The organism is Stenotrophomonas sp., from assembly GCF_032056425.1.
In the GTDB taxonomy this organism is placed as follows: Bacteria; Pseudomonadota; Gammaproteobacteria; order Xanthomonadales; family Xanthomonadaceae; genus Stenotrophomonas.
Genome location: NZ_DAMBCN010000019.1, coordinates 51,884 through 78,137, shown reverse-complemented (window position 1 = coordinate 78,137; position 26,254 = coordinate 51,884). Strand labels below are relative to the sequence as shown.

Annotated in this window: 21 protein-coding genes; 9 read left to right on the top strand and 12 right to left on the bottom strand. The window is 67.3% G+C overall.

Going from position 1 to position 26,254, the window contains the following annotated elements:
- Positions 1-34: 34 nt before the first annotated feature.
- Entirely contained in the window at positions 35-1,690 is a 1,656-nt protein-coding gene (gene ubiB / locus RTY46_RS13505) for a ubiquinone biosynthesis regulatory protein kinase UbiB (RefSeq protein WP_312708958.1), read from the bottom strand.
- Positions 1,687-2,319 carry an SCP2 sterol-binding domain-containing protein gene (locus RTY46_RS13500; protein ID WP_312708955.1) on the bottom strand — a complete coding sequence of 211 codons (633 nt, stop codon included), beginning with the start codon at positions 2,317-2,319 and terminating at the stop codon, positions 1,687-1,689. The genes ubiB and RTY46_RS13500 overlap by 4 nt, the downstream gene beginning before the upstream one ends.
- A 386-nt stretch (positions 2,320-2,705) precedes the next feature.
- Between RTY46_RS13500 and ddlA the strand changes: the two genes are divergently transcribed.
- Positions 2,706-3,791 (top strand): D-alanine--D-alanine ligase, encoded by a 1,086-nt coding sequence (ddlA, locus tag RTY46_RS13495; RefSeq protein WP_312708953.1) that lies wholly within the window; start codon positions 2,706-2,708, stop codon positions 3,789-3,791.
- Between the two features lie 112 nt (positions 3,792-3,903).
- Here ddlA and RTY46_RS13490 read toward each other — a convergent pair whose 3' ends face one another.
- The 3 genes from RTY46_RS13490 to oleC all read right to left on the bottom strand — a co-directional run bounded on the left by RTY46_RS13490 (position 3,904) and on the right by oleC (position 6,822).
- The gene (locus RTY46_RS13490; protein ID WP_107231440.1) at positions 3,904-4,059 is read right to left on the bottom strand and encodes a DUF1328 domain-containing protein; all 156 of its coding nucleotides are present in this window, start codon (positions 4,057-4,059) and stop codon (positions 3,904-3,906) included.
- A 121-nt stretch (positions 4,060-4,180) separates the two neighbouring features.
- Positions 4,181-5,167 (bottom strand): 2-alkyl-3-oxoalkanoate reductase, encoded by a 987-nt coding sequence (oleD, locus tag RTY46_RS13485; RefSeq protein WP_312708952.1) that lies wholly within the window; start codon positions 5,165-5,167, stop codon positions 4,181-4,183.
- Complete coding sequence (gene oleC, locus RTY46_RS13480; protein ID WP_312708951.1) at positions 5,164-6,822, bottom strand: olefin beta-lactone synthetase; 1,659 nt, start codon at positions 6,820-6,822, stop codon at positions 5,164-5,166. The genes oleD and oleC overlap by 4 nt, the downstream gene beginning before the upstream one ends.
- 103 nt (positions 6,823-6,925) lie before the next feature.
- On the opposite strand from oleC, the gene RTY46_RS13475 reads away from it, so the two are divergent.
- Positions 6,926-7,297, top strand: coding sequence for a YkgJ family cysteine cluster protein (locus RTY46_RS13475; protein ID WP_312708950.1), 372 nt, complete (start codon positions 6,926-6,928; stop codon positions 7,295-7,297).
- Positions 7,298-7,400: 103 nt separating this feature from the next.
- On the opposite strand, the gene RTY46_RS13470 is transcribed toward RTY46_RS13475, so the two are convergent.
- The 4 genes from RTY46_RS13470 to RTY46_RS13455 form a co-directional block, all read right to left on the bottom strand.
- Positions 7,401-8,291 (bottom strand): alpha/beta fold hydrolase, encoded by an 891-nt coding sequence (locus RTY46_RS13470; protein WP_312708949.1) that lies wholly within the window; start codon positions 8,289-8,291, stop codon positions 7,401-7,403.
- A 139-nt stretch (positions 8,292-8,430) separates the two neighbouring features.
- The gene (locus tag RTY46_RS13465; protein ID WP_108748081.1) at positions 8,431-9,447 is read right to left on the bottom strand and encodes a 3-oxoacyl-ACP synthase III; all 1,017 of its coding nucleotides are present in this window, start codon (positions 9,445-9,447) and stop codon (positions 8,431-8,433) included.
- A 102-nt stretch (positions 9,448-9,549) separates the two neighbouring features.
- The gene (locus tag RTY46_RS13460) at positions 9,550-9,867 is read right to left on the bottom strand and encodes a DUF4156 domain-containing protein (protein ID WP_312708948.1); all 318 of its coding nucleotides are present in this window, start codon (positions 9,865-9,867) and stop codon (positions 9,550-9,552) included.
- A gap of 165 nt (positions 9,868-10,032) precedes the next feature.
- Positions 10,033-12,882: a pitrilysin family protein gene (locus tag RTY46_RS13455; protein ID WP_312708947.1), complete on the bottom strand. Its 2,850-nt coding sequence runs from the start codon at positions 12,880-12,882 to the stop codon at positions 10,033-10,035.
- Between the two features lie 394 nt (positions 12,883-13,276).
- Here RTY46_RS13455 and RTY46_RS13450 point away from each other — a divergent pair, with 394 nt between their 5' ends.
- Together RTY46_RS13450 and RTY46_RS13445 are read left to right on the top strand one after the other, a co-directional pair.
- The gene (locus RTY46_RS13450; protein WP_312708946.1) at positions 13,277-13,759 is read left to right on the top strand and encodes a hypothetical protein; all 483 of its coding nucleotides are present in this window, start codon (positions 13,277-13,279) and stop codon (positions 13,757-13,759) included.
- Between the two features lie 69 nt (positions 13,760-13,828).
- Positions 13,829-14,308, top strand: coding sequence for a tRNA (cytidine(34)-2'-O)-methyltransferase (locus RTY46_RS13445; protein ID WP_079224780.1), 480 nt, complete (start codon positions 13,829-13,831; stop codon positions 14,306-14,308).
- A 143-nt stretch (positions 14,309-14,451) separates the two neighbouring features.
- Here RTY46_RS13445 and RTY46_RS13440 read toward each other — a convergent pair whose 3' ends face one another.
- On the bottom strand, positions 14,452-14,907 hold the full coding sequence (locus RTY46_RS13440; RefSeq protein WP_312708944.1) for a hypothetical protein: 456 nt from the start codon (positions 14,905-14,907) through the stop codon (positions 14,452-14,454).
- An 80-nt stretch (positions 14,908-14,987) separates the two neighbouring features.
- Entirely contained in the window at positions 14,988-16,151 is a 1,164-nt protein-coding gene (locus RTY46_RS13435) for an acyl-CoA dehydrogenase family protein (protein WP_312708942.1), read from the bottom strand.
- A gap of 223 nt (positions 16,152-16,374) precedes the next feature.
- On the opposite strand from RTY46_RS13435, the gene RTY46_RS13430 reads away from it, so the two are divergent.
- The gene (locus RTY46_RS13430; protein WP_312708940.1) at positions 16,375-18,051 is read left to right on the top strand and encodes an electron transfer flavoprotein-ubiquinone oxidoreductase; all 1,677 of its coding nucleotides are present in this window, start codon (positions 16,375-16,377) and stop codon (positions 18,049-18,051) included.
- Positions 18,052-18,114: 63 nt separating this feature from the next.
- Positions 18,115-18,528, top strand: coding sequence for a c-type cytochrome (locus tag RTY46_RS13425; RefSeq protein WP_312708938.1), 414 nt, complete (start codon positions 18,115-18,117; stop codon positions 18,526-18,528).
- Here the strand turns inward: RTY46_RS13425 and RTY46_RS13420 are convergent.
- Positions 18,522-22,139, bottom strand: a complete 3,618-nt coding sequence (locus RTY46_RS13420; RefSeq protein ID WP_312708936.1) for a transporter substrate-binding domain-containing protein — start codon at positions 22,137-22,139, stop codon at positions 18,522-18,524. The two genes, RTY46_RS13425 and RTY46_RS13420, sit on opposite strands and share 7 nt — an antisense overlap.
- A 75-nt stretch (positions 22,140-22,214) precedes the next feature.
- Between RTY46_RS13420 and RTY46_RS13415 the strand changes: the two genes are divergently transcribed.
- From RTY46_RS13415 to RTY46_RS13405, 3 genes are all read left to right on the top strand, one after another.
- Positions 22,215-22,853 carry a response regulator transcription factor gene (locus RTY46_RS13415; protein ID WP_312708934.1) on the top strand — a complete coding sequence of 213 codons (639 nt, stop codon included), beginning with the start codon at positions 22,215-22,217 and terminating at the stop codon, positions 22,851-22,853.
- A gap of 360 nt (positions 22,854-23,213) precedes the next feature.
- On the top strand, positions 23,214-23,996 hold the full coding sequence (locus RTY46_RS13410) for a hypothetical protein (protein ID WP_312708933.1): 783 nt from the start codon (positions 23,214-23,216) through the stop codon (positions 23,994-23,996).
- A 104-nt stretch (positions 23,997-24,100) separates the two neighbouring features.
- Positions 24,101-26,098 carry a peptidoglycan-binding protein gene (locus RTY46_RS13405; protein WP_312708931.1) on the top strand — a complete coding sequence of 666 codons (1,998 nt, stop codon included), beginning with the start codon at positions 24,101-24,103 and terminating at the stop codon, positions 26,096-26,098.
- Positions 26,099-26,254 lie beyond the last annotated feature (156 nt).

The following is a 26,254-nucleotide window of genomic DNA, read 5'->3' as shown; positions in this document are numbered from 1 at the left end:
CGTTCTGCGCTGCCAGCCGCTCAACCGGGCCGGCTCATCGCCACCAGGCGCGGGCCAGCGCGAAGGCGCCCACGGCAGCAGCCCCCAGGCTGAGCATGGGCAGGTCGCCCCAGTACCAACCGGGCGGCTGCAGCACGTACAGCAGCGCGGCGATGGCCAGCAGGCCTACGCCGGTAATCGCACCGACCGCGCGCTTCTGCAGCTTCTGCAGGCTCGCATCCAGCGCCACCAGATCTCGCGAGCGCATGGCCAGTTCGTGGCGACCTTCCACCTGCTGGCTCAGCCAGGCATGCACCAGGCGCGGCATGTCCGGCGCGTGGGTCATGATTTCCGGCAGGCGCTTGCCAATCTCGCGTACCACCCGGCGCGGGCTGTAGCGCTCACGCAGGATCTTCGCCAGCACCGGCTTGGCCACCGCCCAGATATCGATCTGCGGGTCGAGCTGGCGGCCCACGCCTTCAATGTTCAACAGGGTCTTCTGCAGCAGGATCAGCTGCGGCTGCAGGGTCAGCTGATAACGCTGGGCGACCCGGAACAGCTTCAGCAGCACTTCGGCCAGCGAAATCTGCGACAGCGGCCGGGTGAAGTACGGCTCGCACACCGACCGCACCGCCGCTTCCAGATCGTCGATGCGCACGTTGTCCGGCATCCAGCGCGCCTGCACGTGCAGCTCGGCAATGCGGCGGTAGTCGCGGTTGAAGATGGCCATGAAGTTTTCGGCCAGGTAGTACTGATCTTCCTGCGAGAGCTGGCCCATGATGCCGAAGTCCAGCGCGATGAAGCGCGGGTTGTCGCGGCGCGCCGGATCGGTGTCGACCCAGATGTTGCCGGCGTGCGCATCGGCGTGGAAGAAGTTGTCGCGGAATACCTGGGTGTAGAACACCCGCACGCCCTTGGCGGCCAGCGCCTTGCGGTCGATGCCGGCCTTGTCCAGGGCGACGATGTCGTCGGACGGAATGCCCCATACGCGCTCCAGGGTCAGTGCGCGTTCGGCGGTGTGGCTCCAGATGACCTCCGGCACGTACAGGTCGTCGCTGTTTTCCCAGAACCGGCGCAGCACGCTGGCATTGGCGCCTTCGCGCTGCAGGTCCAGTTCGGCGGCCAGGGTGTTTTCAACCTCGGCCACCACTTCGCGCGGACGGATCTTGTCGGCACGTGGATGGGTGCGTTCCACCAGGCTGGCCAGCGAGTTCAACAGCGCGATGTCAGCGTCGATCTGCTTTTCGATGCCCGGGCGCAGCACCTTCACCACCACCTGGCGGCCATCGGCCAGGGTGGCCGCGTGCACCTGCGCGATGGAGGCCGAGGCCAGCGGTTCGGTATCGAAGCTGGCGAAGGCTTCGCTGACCGGCATGCCCAGCGCTTCTTCCACGATGCGGCGCGCGGTATCGCCGTCGAACGGCTTGACCCGGTCCTGCAGCAGGGTCAGCTCCGTGGCCACGTCCGGCGGTACGAGGTCGCGACGGGTGGACAGGATCTGGCCGAACTTGACGAAGATCGGGCCCAGGTCCTGCAGCGCCAGGCGCAGGCGCGCACCCCGCGACTGCACGGCAATGGCCGCCGGCGCACGCGGCACGAACGGCTTGGCCAGGCGCAGCCATCGCTCGGCCGGGGTGCCCTGCAGCAGGTCGTCCAAGCGGTAACGCAGAATCACCCGGCCGATGCGGTGGGCCCGCAGCAGCGCCTTCATGCGGCACCCCGCAGGCGCTGCACGCGTACCTGCAACCGCTCGACGTCGTCGCGCAGCACGTCCACGTCATCGTGAAAGGCGTCCAGCTCGCCGCGCGGCACCACATCCCGCGATTCTTCGGTCACGAATTCGGCGGCGCTGTGGGCCAGATCGATCGCGCCCTGGCGGGCGTGCTGCAGGGCGCTGCGCAGGGTGTTGGCCACCTGCACGCCCAGCACCTCGCCGAACACGCTCACGAACGGCTGCTGCCAGTCCGGATCGAAGCCCTTGGCCAACTGCTGCAGGCGGCGCGCCAGCTCGGCATCGCCGGCCACGCGTACGCGGCCCTTGCCGGCGTCGCCACGCCGCGCGTTGGCCAGCAGCGGCAGCTGTGCGAGCACGCCGGCCAAGCTGCTGCGCACGGCCAGGTCGGCTTCCTGTGCGTCGACCGGGCCGACCCGCAGCTCGTCGCCGTCCACGCTGATGCGCATGGCCAGCGAAGGGGCTTCCAGGGTCAGGTCGATGTGCCGGCCGTGCAGGCTGGCCAGTGCGTGGCGGGTGTCCGGATCCAGCGCCAGGGCGCGGTTCAGGGCGATCTGCAGGGCGCGGCCAGCGACCGGCTTGAGGGACTTGAGCAGGGAAAGAGCCATGTGCGCATTCTACCTGCGCAGGTGGCGGGCTTGGGCCGGGCCGCCGCCCGGCGCCCTTGTAGAGTCGAGCCATGCTCGACTGAAGCAACAGCAAGAGCGGGTTTGCTGGGGATGGCGGGGTAGGTCCGGTTGCGGGGGACGGCGCAAGTACATCCGTGTAGCCTTGGCCGCGGCATCCATGCCGCGGACACCCCCGCAACCGGACCCACCCCGCCTTCGACAGGTTCCTGCGATCTGTCGGAACTGCACGGGGTCGGATCCCGTTGCTGCGCAACGGGCTCTGACCCCACGGGGGAAGCGTCCAAGGGGATTCATCTGTGCCTCACCTGGCCGGCGCGGGAAGGTTCATGCTGTGTGTCCTTGTTGCACAGGACATCGCATTGCCCATGGCACGTACCCGGGTTGGCATCATTTTCGGCGGCACGTCTTCCGAACACGAAGTGTCGCTGCAGTCAGCGAAGAACATCCTTGATGCGCTGGATCGCGAGCGCTACGAACCGGTGCTGGTCGGCATCGACAAGCAGGGGCAGTGGCATCTGCTGCAGCCCGAAGCGTTTCTGCTCAACGCCGATGATCCGTCGCGCATCTCGCTGCGCCCTTCCGGCACCAGGCTGGCGCTGCAGCCGGGTGCCAGCCAGGCGCAACTGCAGCCGGTGAACGCGCCGGCGGCACTGGCGCAGATCGATGTGGTGCTGCCCATCGTGCATGGCCCGCTGGGCGAGGACGGCGCGCTGCAGGGCCTGCTGCGCATGGCTGGCCTGCCGTTCGTCGGCTCGTCGGTGCTGGGCTCGGCGGCAGCGATGGACAAGGACGTGGCCAAGCGCCTGCTGCGCGATGCCGGCCTGCCCGTGGCACCGTGGGTGTGCATTCGCCGCCACCAAGCGGCCGAGGTAAATGTGACCGCGCTGATCGCGCAGTTGGGGCTGCCGCTGTTCGTGAAGCCGGCCAACCAGGGTTCCTCGGTGGGCGTGAGCAAGGTGAAGGATGCAGAGGGCTTCGCCGCGGCGCTGGAGCTGGCGCTGCGCCACGACCACAAGGTCCTGGTGGAATCGGCCGTGGCCGGTCGCGAGATCGAATGTGCGGTACTGGGCAACGCGCAACCGCAGGCCAGCGTGTGTGGCGAGGTCGTAGTGCACGACGAGTTCTACGCCTATGACACCAAATATCTGAACGCCGCAGGGGCCGACGTAGTGGTGCCGGCGGCGATCGATGCCGGCAGCCAGTCGCGTATCCAGCAGACCGCGCTGCAGGCCTACCAGGCGCTGGAATGCGCGGGCATGGCGCGGGTGGATGTGTTCCTGGGCGCCGATGGAAAGATCACCATCAACGAGATCAATACCCTGCCGGGCTTCACCCGCATCAGCATGTATCCCAAGCTGTGGGGTGCAAGCGGACTGGGTTACACCGCGCTGATCACGCGGTTGATCGAACTGGCGCTGGAACGGCACACGGCCGACAAGGCGCTGGTGTAACCGGGGAACCCCGCATCGCGTGCGACGTGCGGGGCCCCGCTTCTGTAGAGTCGAGCTTGCTCGACTGCTTTCGCAACAGTCGAGCATGGCTCGACTCTACAGGTGCGTCGGTCTACCCGCGCTTGCGGAACATCGAGATCACCGCAAGGATCAGGAACACGACGAACAGGATCCAGGCGATGTTGCTGGCGGCGCCGGCAATGCCGGAGAAGCCGAGCACGGCGGCGATGATGGCGATGACGAAGAAAATAACGGCGTAGTGCAGCATGGCGCTCCTCGCGATGGGTCGGGCCGTGGATGGCGTGGGTCCATCCTCCCGATACGGCGGTGTGCAACCGGTGACGGCCACCTCTGCGCGCGATGAAGCCTTCAGCGCCGTGAGGCCGCCGTCACGATGCGGCGTGCAGGCGGCGCAACCCTTCCTCGATGCTCACCTGCGGCACGTAACCGAAATCGCGGCGCGCCGGTTCCATGCTGTACCAGTGCGGCGTGCACAGCTGCTCGGCCAGGAAACGGGTCAACGGCGGTTCGCCGGGCAGGCGCAGCAACGGCCACAGGCGCTCGCACACCGCACCGATGCGGTAGGCGGTCTTGAAGCTGAGGGTCTTGTCCACGGCCGGAGCATTCACCGCCGCCAGCAGTTTGTTCAACAGCTCGCGCATGGGCAGCGGTTCGCCGTTGGAGATGAAGTAGGCCTTGCCGGCACAGGCCGCGCCCGGGGCCAGCGCTTCGAACGCCAGGAAGTGCGCCAGCGCGGCGTTGTCGATGTAGGTGGTGTCGACCTTGTTGCTGCCATCGCCGACCAGGCGAAGACGGCCCTGGCGGGCCCGCTGGGCCAGCCGCGGCACCAGCTGCAGATCCCCCGGGCCCCAGATCAAGCGCGGGCGCAGGGCCACGGTGGCCAGGCTGGCGTCGTTGGCAGCCAGCACGCGCTGTTCGGCAATCGCCTTGGTGGCCGCATAAGGGGCCTGGAAGTTTTCGCCATACGGCACTTCATCGGCACCCAACCCTTCCACCGGGTGGGTGGCGCGATGGGTCACGCTGGGCGTGGAGGTGTAGACCAGGCGGCCCACGCCATGTGCGCGGCAGGCGGCAATCACGTTGTCGGTGCCCACCACGTTGGCCTGGTGGTAGCTGTCATAGCTGCCCCAGGCGCCGGCCTTCGCCCCGTTGTGGAACACCGCATCCACCCCGGCCACCGCATGCAGCACGGCCTGCGGGTCGGCCAGATCACCGCGGATCTGGCCCACGCCCATCGCCTGCAGCGCCGGGTAGTGGCCACGGTTGAGCGCCAATACCTGGTGGCCGCGCTCCAGCAGGCCGTGGCACAGGGCCTGGCCGAGGAAACCACCACCACCGGTGACCAGAATCTTCATGCACGCTTCTCCAATGCAGCGCTGGCCCAGACGGCCAGCTTTTCACGGCCGATCTTGGCGTTGTGTCGGATGTCCACCGGGAAGCCCGGATGGACCAGGAAGTGCTGCACGCCCGCAGCGGGCAGGTGCGTGGCGGCGTGCGTGCGCAGCGCCTCCTGCAGGGCCGCGCCATCGCGGGTACCGCGCTGCAGCTCCACGCACAGCACCGGCACCTGTGCACCGGCCGGACCCACGCCCACCAGTGCGGTGCGGGCCACGCCGGGCAGCGTGTTGAACACCGGCTCCACCTGTTCGGTGTACAGCGGCCCGCGTGCGGTTTCCACGCGGTGGGTCTTGCGCCCACAGAACCACAGTCGGCCCTGCGCATCGAAGTAACCCACATCGCCCATGCGGTGCACGATGCGGGTGCTGCCATCGGCCAGGGTTTCGGCAATCTTTGCCGCCGCCGTGGCTTGCGGGCGGTTGAAGTAGCTGTCGGTGGCGGTTGGCCCGGCCACGGTGATCTCGCCCACCTCGCCCACGCCCAGCACGCGCGCCTGCGACCAGTCGGGCAGCGGGGCGTCATCGATGGCGATGATGCGCACTTCGTTGGGGGCCACCACGCTGCCTACGCAGGTACCGGCGCCGGCCTCGGTGGCAGCCCGGGTACGTTCCAGTTCACGGCCTTCCACCACGGCCACCGGCAGGCATTCGGTCGCGCCATACGGCGTCCAGAACTGCGCATCGTCCGGCAGCAGGCGGCGGATGGTGGCCACCACGTCCGGCGGCACCGGCGCACCGGCCGAGGTGACCCGGGTGACCGACGGCAGCGGCCGGCCATGGCGGGCCAGCACGCGCATCAAGGCCGGCGAACCGAACAGCTGGGTCACACCGAAGCGCTGGATCGCGTCATGCAACCGCGCCGGGTCGGCCTGCGCCGGCCGGGTCGGGTCCATGTCGGGGATGACCGAGGTCAGCCCCAGCGCCGGGTCGAACAGCGCGAACGGCGGGAAGGTCGGCAGGTCGACCCCGCCCGCTTCCATGCCGAAGGCGTTGCCCAGCAGTTCGATCTGGCCGACGAAATGGCGGTGGCGGTAGACCACGCCCTTGGGCACGCCGGTGGAGCCGCTGGTGAACAGGATCGCCGCCATGTCCTCGCCGTCGGTCGCGGCCAGCATCGGGCCGCTGGCTGCGCCGGCGCGCTCCAGCGCGGCCAGGGTGGTGCCGCCCCAGCCCAGGCGCTGGCCCACGGTCACCAGACGGGTGGCCGACGGTGCCCAGCGCAGCGCCAGACGGGCCACGTGGGCCAGGGGAATGCCGATGAAGGCCTCCGGCTGCGCTTCGTCCAGGCACTGCTTCAGCGCGCGCTTGTCGATGCCTGGATCCACCAGCACCGGCACAGCGCCCAGCTTGAACAGGGCGAACATCAGCAGGAAGAACTCCGGCGAGGGCCGCACCATCACCACCGTGCGCACCCCGCGGCCGATCCCGTAGCCAGCCAGGCCGGCGGCCATGGCATCGCTGCGGGCATCCAGCTGGCGGTAGTCCAGGGTCACGTCATAGGCGGCCATGCCGTTGCCGGCGCCGCGGCGGCCGGGGCAGCGGATGGCGATCTGGTCGGGGCGTTCACGGGCCAGTTCCGGCAGCCGCGCCGCAATATTGCAGGGTCGGTTCATCCGTTCATTGTCGCCGCTTACGGAATTTCTTGCGCGGCGGCCCACTTCGTGGAAAATCCGCAGCCTCGTCCCCCATTCCACTGCCGCCCGAGGCGGCTTGACCATGCAACATCCCTGCATGACCTGCGGCGCCTGCTGCACCCAGTACCGCGTGGCCTTTCACTGGATGGAATCGGACGAAGTCACCCCTGGCGGGGTGCCGCACCAACTTACCGAAACGCTGGATCCGCACCGCCTGTGCATGCGCGGCACCCGTTCCAACCCGGTGCGCTGCGTGGCCCTGGACGCGCAGATCGGCGTGTATTCACGCTGCACCATCCATCCCAACCGGCCCAGCGTGTGCCGCGAGGTCGATGCTTCGTGGGAATACGGCAAGGCCAGCCCGCAATGCGACAAGGCGCGCCTTGCCTATGGCCTGGACCCGCTGACCCCGGCGGACTGGGAAGGCAGCGACGGCAACCCGATCGCGGCATGACGCCAGGGGTCGGATCCGTTTCGAAGAAACGGCTCTGACCCCGTGGTTGCGCAGAGAGGGGTCAGAGCCCTCTCTGCGAGAGGGATCCGACCCCGCACACCGATCAGATCGGGTTGGCGTCCAGGAAGGCGCGGATTTCCGGCACCAGCACCTCGTGCTTGTCTTCCAGCACGTAGTGGTTGGCGTCTTCGAACGCATGCACCTGGGCGGCCGGCAGCGCAGCCTGGAAGCCTTCCAGGAAGTGGTGGTCGAACACGATGTCGCGCAGGCCCCAGCCGATGAAGGCCGGGCGGTCAGCGAAGGACGGCAGCGCCTGGCCGGCGCGTTCCAGCAGCGACCAGCCCTTGTCGGCCGGCGACAGCGGAATGTCCTGCATGAAGCGGATCGTGCTGATGCGGTTGGCATAGCTGTTGTACGGCGCCACGTAGGCGCGGCGCACGTCAGCCGGCATCTTCCGCTCCACGCCCAGCCACGAGGCACCGGACGAAAACGCGTTGAAGGTGCGGATGATCCACTCGCCGATCTTCCAGTGGCGGCCCAGCGCGATCTGCCACGGCATCTTCTTCGCCGCCGGCAGCGGGAAGGCCGCCGTGTTGAGCACCACCAGGCGCTTGACCTGCTCGTGATGCGACAGCGCCCAGCCGAAGCCGATCATGCCGCCCCAGTCGTGCACGGCCAGGGTGACCGGGCCGGTGATGCCCAGATGCTTCAGCAGCGCATCCAGGTCATCCACGCGCGACTGCAGGGTGTACGTGTAGCGGCTGTCATCGGGCTTGTCCGACAGGCCCATGCCGATGTGGTCGGGCACGATGCAGCGGTACTTGTCCGACAGGCCGGCCACCAGCGTGCGCCAGTAATAGCTCCACGACGGGTTGCCGTGCACCATCACCACCACCTCGCCATCGCGCGGGCCTTCGTCGAGATAGCTCATCGACAGGCCGGGACGGACCTCGAAACGCTGCGGGTGGGCGGGGTAACCGGGAAGATCGCGCATGCGGAGCACCTAAGGAGAGTCGCGGCGCACTGTAGAGCCGAGCCATGCTCGGCTGCTTTCTCGTCCGCTGCTGAAGAGCCGCGCTGCGCGCGTGAGCCGAGCAGGGCTCGGCTCTACAGGAGATCGTGCAGCAGGCTGTTTACCAGACCACTTCGGCCATCGAGCAGTTCAGGCCCGAACCGATGCCCAGAAGCGCGATGCGATCGCCCTTCTTCAGCTTGCCCAGCTGCTTGAGCTTGCTCAGCACGATCGGCACCGAGGCCGGGCCGATGTTGCCGTGCTCGCCGAAAATGGTCATGACCTTCTTCGGGTCGATGCCGAAGTTCTTGATGAACGCAGCGGTGTGCGGCTGGCTGACCTGGTGGATGACGAACTGGTCCAGTTCCTCCACGGCCCAGCCCAGGGCGATCTTGGCGGCGGCAAAGGTCTTCTGCGCCAGCTTGATGCCTTCGATCAGCAGCAGGCGGGTGTCGGTGACCATGCGGTCCAGGTTGCCCAGGCACAGCTGGTTCCACTCGGTGGCCGAGCGGGTCACGCCACCCTTGTAGCGCGGCGCGTCGGGCACCAGTTCCGAGCGCGCCATGACCATGGCGGCGGCACCGGAGCCGGTGGTGAGCGCGGCCAGTTCGTTGCGGAAATCGTCGGCGGTGACGTCCGGGGCGGTCATCCGCTCCAGGGTCTTTTCGTAGACCAGGTTGGCAGTTTCGCCATCGACCACCAGGGCGTAGTCGATGTCACCACGCTCGAGCATGCGCGCGGCGATATCCATGCCGTTGATGAAGGCCAGACACGCATTGGCCACGTCGAAGGTCATGCATTCGTCGCTGACGCCAAGGTTGCCCGACACGATGGAGGCGGTGGACGGCTCCAGGTAGTCGCGGCTGACCGAGGTATTGACCAGCAGGCCGACCTGGCCGGCGGTGATGCCGGCATCTTCCAGCGCCTTGCGGCCGGCCATGGTGGCCGCGTCGGAAGCCAGCACACCGGTGTCCCACAGGCGGCGCGCGTGGATGCCGGCGATATCGCCCAGCACGTCGGTGCGGATACCCAGGCGGTCCAGGGTGGGCTGCAGGCGGTCGTTGATTTCCTTGGTCGTCAACGTATGCGGCGCGTCGACGTGTGCGAGGCCGGCGATCGAGACATTCTTGAAGAGCATCGAGGTTAGCGCCAAGGCTCAGGCAAAAGGGGGCGCTATTCTATAACCCCCGCGCCTTCACCGCATCTTTACGAATTCAGCCTTCCCCGTATGGTGAAGGATTCAGCGCGGCGGGCACTGGAAGGCGGCGAAGCGCTGGCTGCCATCGGCCGGGGCGGCGGCGGCCTGCACGGCGTTGGCGCCGGCACTGGGGGCCTCGTTGCGGGCCAGGGTTTCCAGTTCTTCCTGCACGCGCAGCGGGTTGCGGTTGTAGAAGGCGACCTTGCTCTTGACCGTTACCACGACTTCGCCCTTGGTGATGCAGCCGGCCGGAACCGGGCCTGCCGGCAGCACGCGGGTCGCCTTGCCGGCCGGTTCGATCGGCACCCAGGTGCAGGCGGTGACGGTGAGCAGCAGGGAGGAAAGCAGCAGAACGCGCATGGGCAGATCCTGGAAGGGTATGGGGGGATTCTGCCTGAACAGCCTGAATCGGGGGTAGCCGGTGATGGGGTCAGATTCCCCGACAGGGGGCTCTGACCCCGGATGCAGGCTGGGGGTCGGAGCCCTCCCGGTGGGAGGGATCCGACCCCTGGCCGGGTCATCCCCTTACTTCTTCACCGGGTTGCCTTCGGCATCGATCACGGTCACCTCGCCCAGGTTCAGCGCGCGCACGGCGGCCTCGGTCTGCTTCAGGTCACCCACCACCACCCAGGTCAGCGCCTGCGGCTTCAGCGTGGCGGCCGCCTGCTGCACCTGCGCCGGGGTCATCGCTTCGATCTCGGCCTTGCGGCGCAGCACATAGTCGTCGGGGCGCTTGAACTGCACGATGTTGCCGATGGTCGAGGCCACCGCATCTGCGGTCTCGTAGGCACCGGGCAGGCTGAGGGTCTGGATGTTGCGGATGCGGTTGACCTCGGCGTCGGTGGCCGGCTTGCTGCCATCGGCGAAGCCGGCGATTTCCTTGCGCATTTCCGCCAGCGCCGGGCCGGTCTTGTCGATCTGCACCGGCGCCATCGCCATCCACGGGCGCTGGCCCACGGTGTTGCTGGCCATGGTGCGGGCGCCGTAGGACCAGTGCTTGTCCTCGCGCAGGTTCATGTTCAGGCGCGAGGTGAAGTCGCCACCGATCACGCCGTTGGCGATGTCGAAGCGGGTCGAACCGGCATCACTGGACGGCGGCACCACCTGGCCGGCGAACAGGTTGGCCTGCACCGCGCCCGGCTGGTCGATCAGGAACACGCGCGGCGCGCTGGGCAGGGCCACGGCAGTAGTGGCCTTGACCGTGGGCGCATCACCACTGGCCTTCCAGTCGCCCAGCTGCTTGTCCAGCAGCGGCACGATCTCGGCCAGGGTAGTGTCACCCACCACGATCAGGGTGCCGTCCTGCGGGCGCAGCCAGTCGCGGTGGAAGTCGACCAGGTCTTCGCGGGCCAGGCTGGCGATGGCTGCTTCGTCACCGCTGCCGGTGAACGGAATCGCATACGGGTGGCCCTTGCCGTACAGCAGCGGCGGCAGCACGCGCATGGCCACTGCATTGGGGTTGACCTTTTCCTGCTGGATGCCGGCGATCCACGAGGCCTTGACGCGGTCGATCTCGCCCTGCTCGAAGCGCGGTTCGCGCAGCAGGCTGGCATAGAGCGCCAGCGACGGCACCAGGTTTTCCTTCAATGCCGACAGTTCAACGTCCACCGAATCCAGGCCGGCCGAGGCATCCAGGTGGGCACCCAGCGCGTCGGCGGCTTCGGCGAAGGCCAGCGAACCCAGCTTGCCGGCGCCTTCGGTCATCAGGTTCATGGTGAAGTTGGCGGTGCCCGGCTTGCGCCCCTGGTCGGCGGTGAAGCCGCCCGGGAACTGGTAGCTGAACTGCACCACCGGAATCTCGTGGCGCTCGGCCAACACGACCTGGGTGCCGTTCTTCAACGTGGCGCGCTGCAGCGCCGGGAACTTCAACTGCGGGAATTCACGGGTCTGCGGCACGCCGGCCTTGCGGTCGACCTGCTCGGGCAGGGTGCTGTACCTGCTGTCGACGGCCGGCACGTTGAACGGTTTGGGCGTGGCCGAGGCTTCTTCCTTCAGGGCCACGCGTTCGCCCGGTTCCACCACCAGGGTGTGGCTGCCGGTATCCAGCCACTGTGCGCCCAGGCGCTTCAGATCGGCGGCGGTGGCCTTGTCGATGTTGGCCAGCGAGGTGCGGAAGCACCCCGGGTCGCCGGTATAGACGGTGCACTCGGCCAGCGCATCGGCCTTGCCGCCGAAGCCGCCAATGCGTTCGATGCCACGGATGAAGCCGGCGCGGAAGCCGGTCTTGGCGCGCGCCAGTTCATCGGCGGTCGGGCCGTCCTTCAGCAGGCGCTCGATTTCCTCGTCGATGATCTTCTCGATACGGGCCGGATCCTGGCCCTGCTTCACGGTGGCCATCACGATGAAGTTCGAGCCCAGCTGCGAGGCATAGGCACCGGCACTGATGTTGTCCACCAGCTTGTCCTGGTGCTGCAGGCGCTGGCTCAGGCGCGAGGACTTGGCACCGCCCAGCACTTCGGCCAGCAGCTGCAGCTGGTCGATGTCGGCCGTGCCGACCTGGGCTACGTTCCAGGCACGGTAGATGCGCGCCTGCGGCACCTTGTCGGTCATCACTTCGCGGGTGTCGGTGGCACGCTTGGCCACGTCCACCTTCGGCTGCGCCATGGTCGGGCCGGCCGGGATGCTGCCGAAGTAGCGCGCCACCTTTTCCTTGGCCGTGGCCAGGTCGATGTCGCCGGCCAGCACCAGCACCGCGTTGTTCGGGCCGTACCAGGTGCGGAACCAGGTCTTCACGTCATCCAGCGAAGCAGCGTTGAGGTCGTTCATCGACCCGATCACGCTGTGGTGGTACGGATGGCCAGCCGGGTACAGCGCGCGGTTGAGCTTTTCCCAGACCTGGCCGTAGGGCTGGTTCTCGCCCTGGCGCTTCTCGTTCTGCACCACGCCACGCTGTTCGTCCAGCGCGGCCTGGTCGATCGCGCCCACCAGATGGCCCATGCGGTCGGACTCCATCCACAGCGCCATGTCCAGCGCAGTGGTCGGCACGTTCTCGAAGTAGTTGGTGCGGTCGGTATTGGTGGTGCCGTTCTGGCCGGTGGCACCCACCTGCTTGAACGGCTCGAAGTATTCGCCGTCGTGGTTCTCGCTGCTCTGGAACATCAGGTGTTCAAACAGATGCGCGAAGCCGGTGCGGCCCGCCGGCTCGTCCTTGCTGCCCACGTGGTACCAGACGTTCACCGCCACGATCGGCGCCTTGCGGTCGGTATGCACGATCACCCGCAGGCCATTGGGCAGGGTGAACTGCTCGAAGGGAATGTCCACCTTGGCCGGCGCGGTCGGCTTGGCCGCCAGGGCGGTGGTCGGCGCAAGCGTGCCGAGGGCGGTGCTGAGGGCAACGGCGAGCAGCGCGGTGCGCGGGCGCAGGGCGAAAGACATTTCCAGATCCTTGGTCACGTTGGTGAATGCCGATCCTAGCGTGTGTCCCGCCCGCCCGGTATCAGCCAGCAGTCACTGCCCTGGGGGCGCCAGACCGCCCCGCCTTGGCGGTCACGTAAGCGGCGCCAACGCGTCCGGACAGTGTCCACGGCCTGCCGAACGGACAGGTGTCCGCCCCGCGGACACTCCGAAGACCGCAAAAAACCCTTTGAAATCAACGCTTGAAAGTTGGCACGGCGATTGCTGTGTCGTTCCTGCGCCAGGAAGGGCTTCAGATCAAAACTGACTGAACGCTGAACAATCAAAGAAAATCGAAAATTTCTCTTGCATGCCCAGAATTGGTGTACTACCTTACTACCACACCACCGCTCAACAACACTAAACAGGCCCCGTCATGAACGCCAAGACCATTGCCATCGCCATCGCCATCGCCCTGATCGCCGGCACCGCGGTTGTTTCGTCGGTGCAGGCCTCCGAATCCATCACCACTCTGGACACCGTGCAGGTGCGCCCGGCCGCCGACCAGCTGGCCCAGCAGGCCTGGGAACAGGCCAGCGGCATTCCCACCCTGGCAGCTGTGCAGGTGCGTCCCAGCGCCGACCAGCTGGCCGAACGCGATGGCTTCATCGCCGCCCCGGTCGCTGCCGCCCTGCCGATCACCACCCTGGCCGCCGTTGAAGTGCGCCCCAGCCTGGAACAGCGCATCGCCCTGGCCGCCGAACTGGAAGCCGAGCGCTACGCCGCCACCCTGGCTGCTGCTGCCACCTCGGTGGCCAACCAGGTGATCACCAACCTGCCGACCCTGCAGGTTCGCCCCAGCGCCGCCGACCTGCAGGCCCTGGCCAGCGAAACCGCCCAGGTGCTGCTGCGCCCGTAAGCGGTGCCGCCCTGCCCCGCGCAGGGCGTGCGCCGTAAAGGCGGCAGCGGCGGCAGGTACACTGCACCAATGAATGCCGCGCCCCTGTTCCACGTGATCCTGTTCCAACCGGAAATCCCGCCCAACACGGGCAATGTGATCCGGCTCTGTGCCAACACCGGCGCGCAGCTGCACCTGGTCGAACCACTCGGGTTCGCACTGGAAGACAAGCAGCTCAAGCGCGCCGGGCTGGACTACCACGAGTATTCGCGCCTGCAGGTGCACCCCGACCTGGACACCGCGCTGGCGCGCATCGCGCCCAAGCGGCTGTTCGCCCTGAGCACCCGGGCCAGCGTTCGCTATGACAGCGTGGCGTTCGAAGAAGGCGATGCCTTCCTGTTCGGGCCGGAAAGCCGCGGCCTGCCGCAGGACCTGCTCGATGCCCTGCCCGAAGGCCGCCGCCTGCGCCTGCCGATGCGCCCGGACAACCGCAGCCTCAACCTGTCCAACACCGTGGCCGTGGTGATGTACGAGGCCTGGCGCCAGCACGGGTTTGCCGGCGGCGCGTAACGCGCGCACAACCGCGGTGGCCACGGCATGCCAACCAAGGTTGGCATCTACCCGTAGGTCCACGCTACGCTCGGATGACAGTAGATCCACGCCATGCGTGGATAGCCGTCAGAACGCGCTGACCGCGGTCAGCTCGCCGCCAATTACCCGCCCTTGCCTGACGAAGAGAACGTCAGCCCATCGATATCTGCATGTGCGCCGCACACGCCCAATCCCGCAGCAGTGGGATCAACACCGCCGGATGAAACCCTGAGCACACCCGCACGCCGCTCGATTGCTACACGACCAGACGCCGAATCGTGAATCAGCTTTCCGGCCTCTGGCTTCATGCGCAGCACGAAAGAGCAGACGTGCTGCATCGCCTGGGTGCTGTGCAGCTCAACTTTGTAACCCGTTGAATCTTCGATAATCGAAAGATGGTCACTGAACGCGTTGGCACAGCTCCGTCCGCTGTCTGGTTCAGTACACAAAGTGCTTGCCTGCGAATACTCGCCCGCCCATGTCTCACCGTCCCTGGCCGCTGCCCATGCCAATTGCGACGTGACGGCCCAAGTGATCAGCGAGACACAGAGCAACGTTCCATTGAGATTTTTCTTCATTTGCCTTGCTTTCAGGGGTGGGCGATCCGTGCCGCCCACATGTTCGTCAATGCCGGCCAACGACCGGCATCACTACCCTGTCAGAACGCGCTGATCCCCGTCAGCTCGCGGCCGATCACCAGCTGGTGCACGGTCTCGGTGCCCTCATAGGTAATCACCGATTCCAGGTTCAGCGCATGCCGGATCGCCACGTGCTCGGTGGTGATGCCGGCGCCGCCGAGCAGGTCGCGGCATTCGCGGGCGATATCGATCGCCATGCGGCAGTTGTTCCACTTGGCCAGGCTGACCTGCTGCGGCTGCAGCTGGCCGGCTTCCTTCAGGCGCCCCAGCTGCAGGGCCAGCAGCTGCGCGGTGGTGATGCGGCGGGCCATCTCGGCCAGCTTGATCTGCGCGCTCTGGGTGGCGGCCAGCGGGCGGCCGAATAGCACGCGTTCCTTGGCATAGCCCAGCGCTTCATCGAGGCAGGCGATGGCCGAACCGATCGGGCCCCAGCTGATGCCGAAGCGGGCCTGGCTCAGGCAGCCCAGCGGGCCCTTCAGGCCCTTCACGTTCGGCAGGCGGTGGCTGTCGGGCACGCGCACGTCATCGAAGTACAGCGCACCGGTCAGCGAGGCGCGCAGGCTCATCTTGTGCTTGATCTCCTGCGTGGTGAAACCGGCCATGCCCTTTTCCAGCACGAAGCCCTGGATGCCGTCCTCGGTCTGCGCCCAGACGATGGCCAGGTCGGCCACCGGGCCGCTGGTGATCCACATTTTGCTGCCGTTGATGCGCCAGTCGCTGCCGTCGCGCACCGCGCGGGTCTTCATGCTGGCCGGATCGGAGCCGCCGTGCGCCTCGGTCAGGCCGAAGCAGCCGATCAGCTCGCCGCGCGCCATTGCCGGCAGCCATTGCCGGCGCTGTTCCTCGCTGCCGTAGGCGTAGATGGGGTACATGCACAGCGAGCTCTGCACCGACACGAAGCTGCGCAGGCCGGAATCGCCGCGCTCCAGCTCCTGGCAGATCAGGCCGTAGCTGACCGCACCGAGGTCGCCGCCGCCGTATTCGGTCGGCAGGGTCGCGCCGAGCAGGCCCAGTGCCGCCACCTCCGGCACAAGCTCCTCGGGGAAGCGGGCCTGGTCGAAGGCATCGCCGATGATCGGCAGCACGCGTTCGTTGGTGAAGCGGGCCACGCTGTCCTGCACCGCGCGCTCTTCCTCGCTGAGCAGGGAACGGACATCGAACAGATCGTACGGATGCAAAGCCATGGCACTCACGCGCAGTCAGGACCGGGCCATTGTCGGTCATTCGGGGCCGGGACATTACGCTGCGCTGCAGCAATCGTGCGGTGAACGGCGTCTATCTAGCTCGATCACGCGCGGCCCGGTACCCTGACACATTCAAACAACCGTTTCGCCCGTGGCCGCACGCGCGATTCCCAGGCACCGCCGGTGGCCCCGATGCCGGCCCTACCCACGAGTCATGCAATCGATGAGCGCTGAAGCCAACGCCCTGCCCCCGCGTGAAGTAATGGAATTCGACGTGGTGATCGTCGGCGCCGGTCCTGCCGGCCTGGCCACCGCCATCCGCCTGCGCCAGCGCGCGGTGGAAGCCGGCCGCGAGCTGTCGGTATGCGTGCTGGAAAAGGGCTCCGAGCCGGGCGCGCACGTGCTGTCCGGCGCGGTGATGGACCCGCGCGCCCTGACCGAACTTTTCCCGGACTGGGCCGAGCGCGGCGCACCGCTGAAGCAGAAGGTCACCCGCGACGAATTCCTGTTCCTCAGCGAGACCGGCGCGCGCAGCACGCCCAACGCGCTGCTGCCCGAATGCTTCCACAACGAAGGCAACTACATCATCAGCCTGGGCGAAGTGACCCGCTGGCTGGCGCAGCAGGCCGAAGCGCTGGAAGTGGCGATCTTCCCCGGCTTCGCCGCCGCCGAGGTGCTGTACGGCGACAACGGTGAAGTGATCGGCGTGGCCACCGGCGACATGGGCATCGAAAAGGACGGCAGCATCGGTCCGGCCTTCGAGCGCGGCATGGCCCTGCATGCCAGGTACACGATCTTCGGTGAAGGCGCGCGCGGCCACCTCGGCCGCCAGCTGATCGCCCGCTACAAGCTGGATGAAGGCAAGGATCCGCAGGCCTACGGCATCGGCATCAAGGAACTGTGGCAGATCGACCCGGCCAAGCATGAGCCGGGCCTGGTGGTGCACGCGGCCGGCTGGCCGCTGGACAACGACACCTACGGCGGCGCGTTCCTGTACCACGCCGACGGCGGCAAGGTCGCCATCGGCTATGTGGTCGGCCTGGACTACAAGAATCCGTGGCTGAGCCCGTTCGAGGAATTCCAGCGCTTCAAGACCCATCCGTCCATCCGCAAGCATCTGGAAGGTGGCACCCGCATCGGCTACGGCGCCCGCGCCATCACCGCCGGTGGGCTGATGTCGCTGCCGAAGACGGTGTTTCCCGGTGGCGCGCTGGTCGGCTGCGAAGCCGGCTACCTCAATGTCAGCCGCATCAAGGGCAGCCACGCCGCGATCAAGACCGGCATGCTGTGCGCCGATGCGGCCTTCGACGCGCTGGCCGCCGACCGCCAGCACGATGAACTGACCGCCTACCCGCAGGCGTTTGAAGCCAGCTGGCTGTTCACCGAGCTGCAGCAGGCCAAGAACTTCAAGCAGTGGTTCAAGAAGGGCCAGACCGTGGCCACGCTGATGACCGGCATCGAGCAGTGGCTGCTGCCCAAGCTGGGCGTACGCAACCCGCCGTGGACCCTGCGCCACAGCACCCCGGACCACGCCTGCCTGGAACCGGCGGCCAAGCACACCCGCATCGCCTACCCCAAGCCCGATGGCGTGCTGACCTTCGACCGCCTCAGCTCGGTGTTCCTGAGCAGCACCAACCACGAAGAAAACCAGCCCAGCCACCTGACCCTGAAGGACGCCAGCATTCCGGTGCAGGTGAACCTGGCCGAGTATGCCGGCCCGGAAGCACGCTACTGCCCGGCCGGTGTGTACGAGTTCGTTGGCGAGGCCGACAACGCACGGCTGCAGATCAACGCGCAGAACTGCGTGCACTGCAAGACCTGCGATATCAAGGACCCCACCCAGAACATCGTCTGGGTAACCCCGCAGGGCGGCGGTGGCCCGAACTACTCGGGCATGTAAGCAGATGGCTGCGACGCCCTGTCGCAGTCCATTGCCGTGGGCAGACCGTTATTCTGCCCGCCCATGCGTGCCTGCCTGCCCCTGCTGCTGACCCTCACGCTGGCCGCTGCGGGCTGCCAGCGCACGCCATCGGTACCGCTGGCGCCTGGGCAGGCCCGCCAGCAGGCGCAGCGGCAGGCGTTCGAGATCTGCGCCGGCTGCCACACGGTGAACGCCGGCGGCATCCATCGCTTCGGTCCCAACCTGCATGGGGTGCTGGGCCGGCGTGCCGGCAGCCTGCCCGACTACGGCTATTCCGACGCCATGCGCCGCGCCGATTTCGTATGGAGCGCGCAGACCCTGGACACTTTCCTGCAGTCACCCAGCCACATGGTGCCCGGCACGCGCATGTACAACGCGTTTCCCAGCCCTGAACGGCGGGCGCTGGTGATCGCCTATCTGCAGGAGCATGCTCAGTCGAAGCATGCGGCTCACTGAGCCAGCCGTTGCAACTGCAGCTGCAGCTGCGCCACGAACTCACCCACCTGCTGCAGCAGTGGGCCCGGTGCTGTCCCTCCGTCCTGCTGCAGCTGCGCTTCCAGCGCCGCGGCGCGTGCCGCCAGCCCCTGTGCACCCACCGCCCCCAGGGCCCCGCCCATGCGGTGCAGGTGCTGCACCAGCTGGGCGCGGTCGCCATCGCGCAGTGCGGCGTGCAGGTTGGCCATATCGGTGGCGCTGGCCGCCAGCAGACTGTCACGCAGCTGCGTGGCCACCTGCAACGAACCGAAGCGCTGCTGCAGCGCGGCCAGATCCGGCAGGGTCAGCGTTGCGTCGGCCGGATCACCCGGCACCTGCGTGGCTGCAGCCAGCGCCGCGACATCCAGCTCGGCAGCCTGCGGCAGCCAACGCAGCAGCGCCTGCCGCAGTGTCGCCAGCGACAAGGGCTTGGCCAGAACATCATCCATGCCCGCCTCGCGGCAGCGTCGCGCGTCATCGTCCAGCACGCTGGCGGTCAGGGCCAGCACCGGCAGGCGGGGCCGCTCGCTCTCGCCACGGCTTTCGCGCTCCCGCAGCAGACGGGCGAAGGCGAACCCATCCATCACCGGCATGCGGCAATCGGTGATGACCAGGTCGAACGTCTCTTCAGCGAGCCGGTCCAGCGCCTGCTGCCCGTCACCCACCAGCACGTGTGGCACCCCCAACTGCTGCAGGCGCCAGGCCATCATGGCCTGGTTGGTCGGGTGGTCTTCCACCACCAGCACGCGCGCCTCGCGCAGTGCGGGCGGCAGCAGGGCCGTCTGTTCCTGCTCGGCCATCAACGCAGCCACGTCTTCGGCACGCGCCTCCACCAGCGCAACACGTACTTCCATCCGGGTACCCTCGCCCAGCACGCTGTGCAGGCTCAGCTCGCCGCCCATCTTGTGCACCAGTCGCCTGCAGATGCTCAGCCCCAACCCGGTGCCGCCATGCTCACGCTGGATGTAGGCACCGGCCTGGGTGAACGGCGCGAACAGGTGCGGAATCTGGTCTTCGGCAATGCCGATACCGGTATCGGACACGGTCAGCCGCAGCGGCTGGCTGCCGTCTTCGGCGGTGGCACCCAGCACGTCCACCTGCAGGCGCACACTGCCCTGGGGCGTGAACTTGATCGCGTTGCTGAGCAGGTTGAAGACGATCTGGCGCAGGCGCACGCCATCAACCTCGTGCGCCTGCGCCAGGCGTGGATCAATCTCCACCTGCAGATCCAGGCCGCGCGCAGTGGCCTGCGGCGACAGCAGCCGGCAGACACTCTCCAGCAGCGGGCGCAATGGCATCGGCACCGGCGCCAGGCGCAACGCGCCCGCCTCCATGCGCGAGTAATCCAGGATGTCGTCCAGGATCTGCCGCAGCATCTGCGCCGAATCCTCGATCACCGTGATGATGCGCTGCTGTTCCTGGTCCAGCGGCGAATGAGACAGCACTTCCAGCATGCCCAGCACACCGCTCATGGGCGTACGGATCTCGTGGCTCATGGTGGCCAGGAAGCGAGATTTGGCATCAGCGGCCTGTTCGGCCTCGACCTTGGCCGCGGCCAGTGCGTCGGCCTGCGCGCGTGCCTCGCTCACATCCACCCAGTAACCGCTCCAGATCACCGCCCCGGCTTCGGCGGAATAGGGGTGGGCCTGGCTGCGCACCCAGCGCGGCGTTTCGTCGTCGGTGTGCACGCGGAACTCGAACGACAGGGGCGCGAAGTGGCGTGCGGCCAGCGCCGTGGCCTGCAGGATCGCAGCGCGGTCTTCGGCGTCGATACGCTCCAGCAGTGCCACCGCGTTGTCCACGGCCAGCTGCCGCGGAATGCCGAACAGTGCCTGCACGTCGCCGGCGATGAAGGGGAAGGTGAGCGTGCCGTCGGGCGCGCGGCGAGCCTGGTAGACGATGGCCGGCAGATTGTCGGTCACCTCGGCCAGACGCTGTTCCACATGGCGGCGCCCGGCCACTTCGCGGCGCAGCCGCCAATGGCCCAGCCCATGCACCGTGGCACCGGTCAACAGCACCAGCAGCAGGGGAATGAGCCAGCGCAGCACCCCCCGCCACTGCAGCCCCTGGCGGTACTCCACCGCCAGCCAGTCGCCGCGCAGGGCCTCGCGCTCGCGCGGGCTCATCTGCAGCAGCAGGCGGTCGAAGGTCGTGGCCAGGGCGGCATGGCGATGGTTCACGGCCAGCGCCAGCTGATCGTTGAAGCCCGCCGGTGCGGCAATCTGCAGGCCGGCAGGGAAGCGGTTGCGCAGCATGTGGTCGATCAGCGCCAGGTTGCCCACGTAGGCATCGGCCTCACCGTCTGCCAACCGCTGCAGGGCCTGTTCGGCGCTTCGCGCCGGAATGATGCGGGCGCGCGGCGCCTGCTGCAGCACATAGCCACGCACGCGTTCGGGATCGGACAACAGCACGCGCTTTCCCTGCAGGTCCGACAGACCCAGCAGCACCGGGCTGCCTTGTGCGGTGACGATGACGTTGGGCACGCTGATGAAGGGCTGGCTGAACACCCAGTCCGGGCCCAGGTACTGCGAATCCACCGGAATGCCGATCACCGCCTGCAGGTCGCCGCGCTTGGCCTTGGCCCGCACGTCGAACCAGTCGTGGCTGGGCTCGACCTGAAGATTGGCCCCGGCCTGTACCAGCAGGCGCAGGTATTCGGCGGCCAACCCAGTGGGCTGCTCATGCGCATCGGCGAAGGACAACGGTGGCGCGTTGGGCGGGAAACCGATCTTCAAGGGCTCCTGCAGCACGCGCTTCTCGGCCTGGCTGAGTGCCAGCTGGGCCGACGCCGACCATTGCAGTGGCGGCAGCCAACGCTGCATCAGCGCGTCCTGCTGCGAGGGGCTGCTGGCGGCCAGCGCCGTATCCAGCGCTTCCGCAAGCGGCTGCTTGCTGTTGGTCACGCCGAAATGCAGTCGCTCGGGAGGAAGGTCGCTGGGGCGCAGCAGCACCACCCCCTTCAGCTGCTCCATCGCGATCAGCTCGGTAGCGACATAGGCATTACCGATGAACACGTCCGCTTTGTCGTCTCTGACCATTTCCAACGCAGTTTGCGTGTTGATTGCGACAAGCTGCCGCGCACGCGGGAACCGTGCCCGCACGTGCGGACCGGTCATGAAATCCTGCTCGATCACCACACGAAGACCGTCAAGATCTGGCGCCTGCGACGCGCGCAGATCGCCCGGCCGACCCACCATCGCCAGCGGTGCCTCTGCATAGGCACGGGTGTAGACCATGCAGCGGGTCCGCTCGGCGGCCAGGGCGATGTTCATCACCACATCAATCTCGCCACGGCACGCCGCATCCAGCACGGAATTCCAGTCCGGATAACGCCGGAACTGCAGCGTTACGCCCAGTTGACGGGCCAGAAGCGACAGGTAATCTGGGCCCAGCCCGACCAGCTCCCCGTTCTGCTGGAACTCGTAGGGCGGCCAGCCACTGTCATACTGGCCGACCACCACCACCGGGTGCGCGGCCAGAAACTGGCGCTGCAACGGGGTGATCGGCATGGGTCCGGAACCGGCCTGGGCGGCCAGCGACAGACCCAGCAGCCCCAGCAACAGGACCCACCCACGAACAGCGCCGTTCCGCATCTGCGACCCTCTCCCTTGAACCCGCCAGGTCCCGCGCTGCTCGCGGCCTGCACTGCCCGAAGGCCATACTAGAGCATGACCTTGCGCATCATCATCGCAGACGACCACCCGGTGGTCCGCATCGGAACCCGCGCCGTCATTGAATCCAGCGGTGTCGGCCGGGTGGTTGGCGAAGCCGACAATGCCCAGGCGCTGATTGCCCTGCTGGCCAACCAACCCTGCGACCTGCTGGTGACCGACTACTCGATGCCCGGCAGCGCGCAGGCCGATGGCTTTGCCATGATCGGCATGATCCGCCGCCGCTATCCCGACCTGCCCGTGCTGCTGCTCAGCGTGTCCAACAACCTGGCCATCCTGCGCATGGTGCTCGACAGCGGCGTACTGGGCCTGGTAGACAAGAGCTCCTCCATGGAAGAACTGCCGCAGGCGATCCAGGCGGTCTATCGCGGCCAGGCCTACATCAGCCGCAGTCTGCGCGAGCGCGTGGAAGAGGCCGGCAGCTGGCGCATGCGCGAAGGCGACGGAAAACCACTGTCGCCGCGTGAAGTGGAAGTGTTGCGCCTGCTGGGCACCGGCATGACCGTGAAGGAAATCTCGCTGCAGCTGCACAAGAGCGTCAGCACCATCAGCCGGCAGAAAGGCGACGCCATGCTGAAGCTGGGACTGAAGGGTGATGCGGAACTGTTCGACTACCTGCGCGACGGCAAAATTTGAGAACCAAATCACGGTTTCGCCGTGAAGGTCGCCGGCCGACCCTGTGATCGCCGGCACACCTGTGCCATGATCCGCGCCACTGGGCTTTCCCATGCGAGGTCGAAGGAATCGACCGGCCCGACACCACGCTGCCCGGCTTTCGGGTGGCTGGCATTCTGCGTTGGCCATCCGGCCCGACGCCCGCACACCATGGAGAGGCGCATGACCCATTTCCCCCGATTCCGTCCGGCCCCTGCCCGCCCGCGATTGCGCCTGGCGTTGGCTGGCCTGGCCGTTTCGCTGCTGGCCAGCGCTTGCACTCCCTCGACCTCGACCGCGTCACCCCAGGGCGCCGCCGCGCCACGACAGGAAGTTGCCCCCATGCAGAACTCCGCTACCGCCGCCGCGACCCCCGCTGCCGTCGCCACCCCGCCCGACGCGGGCAGCGTGCTGTATTTCATCTACCAGGTGGACGGCGATGGCGCCGTGTCCTACGAAGTGGCCAATGGCGCCGTGGCGACCTTCTGGTTCGGCCACAGCTATGAAGTGGCCGGTACCCGCTACTACACCGGTTTCGCCTGGAACACGCCGCAGAAGTTCGGCAAGCCCGGCGAAGACGACGTGGGCCCGGAAAGCCGTGTAACGCTGTCCGAAGCCACCTTCACCCTGAGCGGTGACAAGCCCGACCGCCCCTGGGTGTTGAAGGGTGTGGAGCCGTGGATCGGTGCTATCGGCGCCTATGGCACGGCCCCGGATGTGGACGGCAAGCGCAAGCCGCTGGAACACCGCACCGCCGCCGGCAAGCTGGTGCTGGCCGTGCCCACCCGCAGCTTCAGTAACGGCACCAGCGTGGAAGGCTACGAGATCCTCGTGTTCAACCCGGACTACGAGAATTCCGAAGATGGCCAGGTCTGGGCCAGCGCCGGCACCGTCCACACCGGCGAAGACAATTCGGCCGCCTGCGACGACGGCGCGGTCATGCCCTGCATCAGCAGCCAGGGCACGCTCAGCTTCAGCGCCGTGCCAGGCAGCGATCTGCCGGCCATCACCGTGGCCGCCACCGGCACCACCATCGACGCGCCAGGGCAGACCCGTGCACTGGGCGCCGCTGACGCGCGCCGCTATCAGTACGACGCTGCCCGCAAGGCCTACGTCGCTCCGTAATCGATTCACGCAGTACCTGTTGACCGACATGTTGATGACTCATGGATGAGTCCGGTTGGCGAAACGCGGCAGTGGCCGCTCCATCAACCCAAGAGGTAAACGTCATGGCACAACGTGACTACAGCAGACAGGAAGTTCTCGACATCATCGAACAGGTGGCGCAGCGCAAGGGCATTCCCAGCGAGGACTTCCTGCGCTTTGCCCATATCGAGACCGGCGGCCAGTTCGACGAACGCGCCCACAACAGCCGCACCGATGCCAAGGGCCTGTTCCAGTTCCTGCCGTCGTCGGCGCGCCAGTACGGCCTGAGCGGGCACGAGTACGACCCGACCCGCAACACCGAAGCGGCCGCGGACATGTTCCAGCGCAACCTGGCCGACATGGAAAAGCGCCACGCGCGCACCGGCCACCCGTACCTGTCCGGTGAAGCATCGCCCACCGGCCTGGACCTGTACCTGGCGCACCAGCAGGGTGCGGCCGGTTACGGTTCCATCCAGACCGCCATTGCCACCGGCACCTTCGGCATGGTGCGCGACGGCCGCGGCAACCCGATCGACATGCGCCCGCGCATCATGGGCCAGATCGGCAGCGACATCGAAGCGCTGACCGGCCACACCCGTGCGGAAATGCGCACGATGACCGACAAGGACCTGGCCAGCACCTTCGCCCAGTACTACGACCGCAAGTACGACGGCATCAGCATTCCGGAAAAGAACATCGCCGCGATCAGCGCCGATGCGCCGGCGCGCAGTGCACCGGTGCAGGCGGCTGCGGGCCCGACCCAGAGCGTGCCGGCGCCGACCGCCGCCACCGTCTCGGCCGCCGCTGCCGCCAACCAGGACAAGCCGGGCATCGCCCTGACCGCCGCCTACGACGCCGGCGTGAAGTACGACGATGTGAAGTACGCGATCAACATCGCCTCCAGCCAGTACTACCGTGGCAACGGCATCACCGGCAAGAACGTGGACCAGGGCTACGTGGACTGCTCCGGCTGGGTCGGCACGATGCTGAACAAGACCCAGGACGAGATCAACCAGAAGGCCGGCCACGCCGTCTATGGCGATGCCGACAAGATCAAGCTCGGCTTCGCCGGTTCCGGTGGCATCGTGCAGCAGGCCTACAAGGATTCGGGCGTGCTGCTGCAGCGCGACGACATCCTGAAGCCGGGCGCGCTGCAGGAAGGCATGGTGATCGGCCTGGATACGGCCAAGACCAAGCACGAGCACTGGAACGGCATCGACCACATCGTGATGGTGGTGCGCGATCCCAACACCGACAAGCTGCTGATCAGCCAGTCCACCGGCAAGCTGGGCGTGCACACCATGCCGGTTGAGGATTACCTGAAGCAGGTGGAAAACCACCCGAACTGGAAGCTGTTCGCCTCAGACCCGCTGCACAAGGCGCGCGACCTGCTGGAAAACCGCAGCCACACCCAGCAGCACGAACAGGGCAAGGACGCACCTGCGCAGTCCGCCACCAGTGCGCCGCGCAGCGAGATCCATCGCAATGGCGACCACAGCGAAGGCGTGCGCAAGGCGCAGGAACAGCTGGGCCACCTGGGCTACGTGGGCGCCGACGGCAAGCCGCTGTTCGAGGACGGCAAGTTCGGCCGCAACACCGAAGCGGCCGTGCGCGAATTCCAGAAGGACAACGGCCTGGCCGTGGACGGCATCATCGGCCCGAAGACGCTCGATGCCATCAACGATGCGCGCGAACGTCCGCTGCTGAATGACGAACGCCACCCGCGCAACCCGATGTACAACCAGGCCGTGCACGGTCTGGAGCAGTTGCCGCCGGGTACGTTCAAGGATCGCCACGCGCTGGAAGCCACCGCCGCCACGCTCACCCGCGATGCGCACGCCGCCGGCCTGCAGCGCATCGATTCGGTGGTGCCCAGCATGAACGGTGAGCGTCTGTTCGCCGTGCAGGGCGCGATGGGCGACCCGGCCGCGGTGCGCGCCTCGGTCGATGCCAAGGCCGCAAGCGAACAGAGCGTGGCCCTGAGCAGCGGCGCGGTGCAGGGCGCACCGAACGTGCTGCAGCTGCAGGACGAACCGCAACACGAGCAGGTGCGCCAGGCCCAGCGCGCGATGGGGCACTGAGGCCGGTGTTGCCGGCTGTGGGTCGGAGCCCTTTCCTGCGGAAAGGGCTGTGACCCTTCTGTTCAGCTTTGTTCTTTCAGGCGGGCTTCATGGCGCATGACGCTAGATGAATGCGCACGCCGACCGGGTGGCCCACGCAATGTTCCGGCAATGTCC

Excerpts from the sequence above, each read along its gene's own strand:
- ubiB (WP_312708958.1), bottom strand. The coding sequence starts at position 1,690 with ATGAAGGCGCTGCTGCGGGCCCACCGCATCGGCCGGGTGATTCTGCGT.
- RTY46_RS13500 (WP_312708955.1), bottom strand. The coding sequence starts at position 2,319 with ATGGCTCTTTCCCTGCTCAAGTCCCTCAAGCCGGTCGCTGGCCGCGCC.
- ddlA (WP_312708953.1), top strand. The coding sequence starts at position 2,706 with ATGGCACGTACCCGGGTTGGCATCATTTTCGGCGGCACGTCTTCCGAA.
- RTY46_RS13490 (WP_107231440.1), bottom strand. The coding sequence starts at position 4,059 with ATGCTGCACTACGCCGTTATTTTCTTCGTCATCGCCATCATCGCCGCC.
- oleD (WP_312708952.1), bottom strand. The coding sequence starts at position 5,167 with ATGAAGATTCTGGTCACCGGTGGTGGTGGTTTCCTCGGCCAGGCCCTG.
- oleC (WP_312708951.1), bottom strand. The coding sequence starts at position 6,822 with ATGAACCGACCCTGCAATATTGCGGCGCGGCTGCCGGAACTGGCCCGT.
- RTY46_RS13475 (WP_312708950.1), top strand. The coding sequence starts at position 6,926 with ATGCAACATCCCTGCATGACCTGCGGCGCCTGCTGCACCCAGTACCGC.
- RTY46_RS13470 (WP_312708949.1), bottom strand. The coding sequence starts at position 8,291 with ATGCGCGATCTTCCCGGTTACCCCGCCCACCCGCAGCGTTTCGAGGTC.
- RTY46_RS13465 (WP_108748081.1), bottom strand. The coding sequence starts at position 9,447 with ATGCTCTTCAAGAATGTCTCGATCGCCGGCCTCGCACACGTCGACGCG.
- RTY46_RS13460 (WP_312708948.1), bottom strand. The coding sequence starts at position 9,867 with ATGCGCGTTCTGCTGCTTTCCTCCCTGCTGCTCACCGTCACCGCCTGC.
- RTY46_RS13455 (WP_312708947.1), bottom strand. The coding sequence starts at position 12,882 with ATGTCTTTCGCCCTGCGCCCGCGCACCGCGCTGCTCGCCGTTGCCCTC.
- RTY46_RS13450 (WP_312708946.1), top strand. The coding sequence starts at position 13,277 with ATGAACGCCAAGACCATTGCCATCGCCATCGCCATCGCCCTGATCGCC.
- RTY46_RS13445 (WP_079224780.1), top strand. The coding sequence starts at position 13,829 with ATGAATGCCGCGCCCCTGTTCCACGTGATCCTGTTCCAACCGGAAATC.
- RTY46_RS13440 (WP_312708944.1), bottom strand. The coding sequence starts at position 14,907 with ATGAAGAAAAATCTCAATGGAACGTTGCTCTGTGTCTCGCTGATCACT.
- RTY46_RS13435 (WP_312708942.1), bottom strand. The coding sequence starts at position 16,151 with ATGGCTTTGCATCCGTACGATCTGTTCGATGTCCGTTCCCTGCTCAGC.
- RTY46_RS13430 (WP_312708940.1), top strand. The coding sequence starts at position 16,375 with ATGAGCGCTGAAGCCAACGCCCTGCCCCCGCGTGAAGTAATGGAATTC.
- RTY46_RS13425 (WP_312708938.1), top strand. The coding sequence starts at position 18,115 with ATGCGTGCCTGCCTGCCCCTGCTGCTGACCCTCACGCTGGCCGCTGCG.
- RTY46_RS13420 (WP_312708936.1), bottom strand. The coding sequence starts at position 22,139 with ATGCGGAACGGCGCTGTTCGTGGGTGGGTCCTGTTGCTGGGGCTGCTG.
- RTY46_RS13415 (WP_312708934.1), top strand. The coding sequence starts at position 22,215 with ATGACCTTGCGCATCATCATCGCAGACGACCACCCGGTGGTCCGCATC.
- RTY46_RS13410 (WP_312708933.1), top strand. The coding sequence starts at position 23,214 with ATGCAGAACTCCGCTACCGCCGCCGCGACCCCCGCTGCCGTCGCCACC.
- RTY46_RS13405 (WP_312708931.1), top strand. The coding sequence starts at position 24,101 with ATGGCACAACGTGACTACAGCAGACAGGAAGTTCTCGACATCATCGAA.